The organism is Xenorhabdus sp. KJ12.1 (assembly GCF_963876495.1).
In the GTDB taxonomy this organism is placed as follows: domain Bacteria; phylum Pseudomonadota; class Gammaproteobacteria; order Enterobacterales; family Enterobacteriaceae; genus Xenorhabdus; species Xenorhabdus stockiae.
Genome location: NZ_CAWNQH010000122.1, coordinates 1 through 3,270, shown reverse-complemented (window position 1 = coordinate 3,270; position 3,270 = coordinate 1). Strand labels below are relative to the sequence as shown.

The 3,270-nt window shown below is 47.6% G+C and carries 2 protein-coding genes; both read left to right on the top strand.

Annotated elements, in window-relative coordinates; translation table 11 throughout:
- A partial coding sequence (locus AACS92_RS19870; RefSeq protein ID WP_153044805.1) for an autotransporter outer membrane beta-barrel domain-containing protein occupies positions 1–558 on the top strand: 558 nt, incomplete at its 5' end.
- Positions 559–646: 88 nt separating this feature from the next.
- A partial coding sequence (locus AACS92_RS19865) for an autotransporter serine protease (protein ID WP_099111990.1) occupies positions 647–3,270 on the top strand: 2,624 nt, incomplete at its 3' end.

Below are 3,270 nucleotides of genomic sequence, written 5' to 3'. Positions count from 1 at the left end.
TATAGCTGGCACCGGTTTGATACCGAGCGTTCAGTGGCCTTCGGTCGTCAATCGGACAATCTGAAAGCCAAATACGGTGCGCAAACCGGGCAGTTATTTGCGGAAGCGGCTTACGGGATCAACCCGGACTGGCTCAATCTGGAGCCTTTCGCCAACCTATCCCATGTTAATTTCCGTAATGATGGCATCAATGAACACGGTGGTGCCGCTGCCCTGACCGGGAAAAAACAATCGAAGAATGCCACCCTCTCGACATTAGGTTTACGTGTAAACCAGAACTGGCAGACGCAGGATCAGCTGACTGTCGGCATGTATGGTGAATTAGGCTGGCAACATCAGTTCGGTAATGTCGCACGTGACAGTCAATTGAGTTTCAGCAACAGCGATGTGTCATTTACCGTTAACAGTGTCTCCGCTGCACGTGATGCGGCAATCATCAAAGCCGGCACTTCCCTGAGTATTAATGAAAATACCCAGTTATCAGTGGGCTACAACGGGGTCTTATCACGTGGTCACAAAGATAACGGCGTTTTCTTAAATGCCAACTGGAAATTCTAGTCAGTAAAAAAAAATCCCACTCACTGCTGGCAGGCAGTGAGTTTTTCTTTGTGTATAAATCCATTATATGAAAAACAGGCTTATCACTATGAAAAAAAACAACTCAGTAAAACCTATTGTTTTGTGGATAACATTATTGTGTGGGCTTTTACCTGCTACTGCTGCTATCGCTGATAGCGGGTATCAAGAAAAAGGACGGTTGAACTCACCGGATAGCTGGTTATCAGAAGAATTTAAACGCCAGTGGGGATTAACAGCTATTGGTGCACATTACGCCTATGCCCGAGGTTATACCGGGAAAGGGATCACTGTCGGGGTGCTTGATCAGGCCGTAACGCCTCATGCTGAGTTCGCAAACAAGCTTAAAATATTAAGCCCGACAGATATTGTGAGTTATAAATATGATGACGATAAATCTGGCAATATCTCTTTTGGCAATCATGGTAACCATGTCGCCGGTACTATTGTCGCAAACCGGGACGGCAAGGAGATGCATGGAGTCGCATTTAATGCCGACTTGGTTACTGCAAAATTTTTGGGTAATTATCATAATCGCACAGAAGCGATGATCCAAAGTAATGTTCGGGTCATCAATAATAGTTGGGGCGTCAGGCCTAGCTATGAAGTAGATGAACGGGGTAACCCCAGACGCTGGCCAAATGGGACAGTAAAATATAAGCAGGTGACATTAGCTCATGTTATTAACGAAATGGAACCGATTAAAGGAATATTGGATCATTTAAGCCATTCACCAATTCCTGAGATATACGATGATCTCTCTGGTACAGCGGGTTTATTACGTGCAGCACGCCATCATAAATTAGTTGTTCGTTCTGCCGGAAATGCTAATAACTATAACGTTACCTGGATAGATGCAGGCATACCATTCTTCTTCCCTGACGTTTTGAAAAACTATCTCAGTGTCGCCAACCTGACTCAGGACAAGGAGCTGGCTCTGTCATCAACCCGTTGTGGATATACCGCCAGCTATTGTTTATCTGCACCGGGCACCCTAGTTTACAGTAGCACCGGTGAATTCGTTCCAAAATCAGGTGGTGCAATAAACGAAGGTGCGCTGAATAGAGGGGAGCTTGAAATTGACTCTTCCTATGGTCTCAAGACGGGGACATCTATGGCAGCGCCTCATGTCGTCGGAGCCGCCGCTGTCCTGATGCAACGTTTCCCTTATATGACGGCGGGACAAATTTCAGATGTCCTAAAAACTACCGCAACCATCATTAATAAAGAAGGCAAAAGGATCCATGAATTTTCCGGCTGGGGCATGCTTAACCTGAAAGATGCCATTGATGGCCCGAAAATGTTTATCACGAAGGACGATATTCCCGCTGAATTTTATATTGAAAATTCCTATACCGATACGCAGTTTGTCGCCAATATCGTTGGCATGGGGGAAAAAGTAGAAGCAGGCACAACGGTAGAACGCATCTGCGACAGCATCGAATGTACCTATGACTACTGGAGTCATGATATTTCCGGTCACGGTGGGTTAACCAAAACCGGTAAAGGGATGCTGGAACTGACCGGTAAAAATAGCACCTATCAAGGCCCTACCCTAGTTGAACAGGGCCAGTTACAGGTCAGTGGCGGCATCGCTTCTGATGTGACGGTACATAAGGGTGCCGCATTCAGCGGAAATGGTACGGTTGGCTCGCTCATCGCTAAGAGCGGCTCTTATATTGCCCCCGGTAATGTGGGTCCCATGAATACGGATTTAATCGGCACACTGAAAGTTAACAACGATGTGACTTTCGAAGCAGACTCAAATTACCTTGTTGAAGTCGCCAGAAATACCGCTGGGTTGAGTGACCGTCTTTATGCTGACGGTTTAGCTACATTAAAAGGTGGCGAGGTTGAAGTTAGGTTAGAAAACAGCAGCAATTTGCTTTCAAAACCCGAAGTCCGCAGCCTGCTGGGTCAGCAATACAATATCCTACAGGCCAACAAAGGCATCAATGGTCAGTTTACTGCCGCTTCACCTGACTACCTGTTCATTGGCACTCAACTGGACTACCAGCGTGATCGAGTCATGTTAGATATCAATCGTAATGCTACCCCATTTGCCAGTGTGACAAAAACCGCCAATGAGCGCGCCATCGCTAATGCGGCGGAGAAATTGCATCTGGGCCATCCGGTTTATGAAAGCATTCTGATGTCGGATACGGCGCCGCAGGCGGGCAAAGCCTTCCAGCAATTGTCTTCAGGCCAAATCCACGCTGATATCGCGTCTGCACAAATCAATGGCAGCCGTTATCTGCGTGATACCCTGAATACCCGTTTACGTCAGGCAGACAGCGGATTGGCCAGTCAGGATATCAAGGCTGACCAAAACGGGGTCTGGGCACAGATCACCAGTAACTGGCAACGGACTAACAGTAACAGTGAAGCCAACGGTTATCGCATGTCCAACTACGGCGTATTTCTGGGTGCAGATCGGGTAGTAGCCAATGACCTGCGACTAGGTATGGCTACCGGTTTCACCCGCTCTTCCCTGCGTGGCGGTGATAATACTTCCGCAGGCAGTGATAACTTCCATCTGGCATTTTATGGCAGCAAACAGCTGGATGCGCTGGCCTTGCGTACCGGCGTAGCTTATAGCTGGCACCGGTTTGATACCGAGCGTTCAGTGGCCTTCGGTCGTCAATCGGACAATCTGAAAGCCAAATACGGTGCGCAAACCGGGCAGTTATTTGC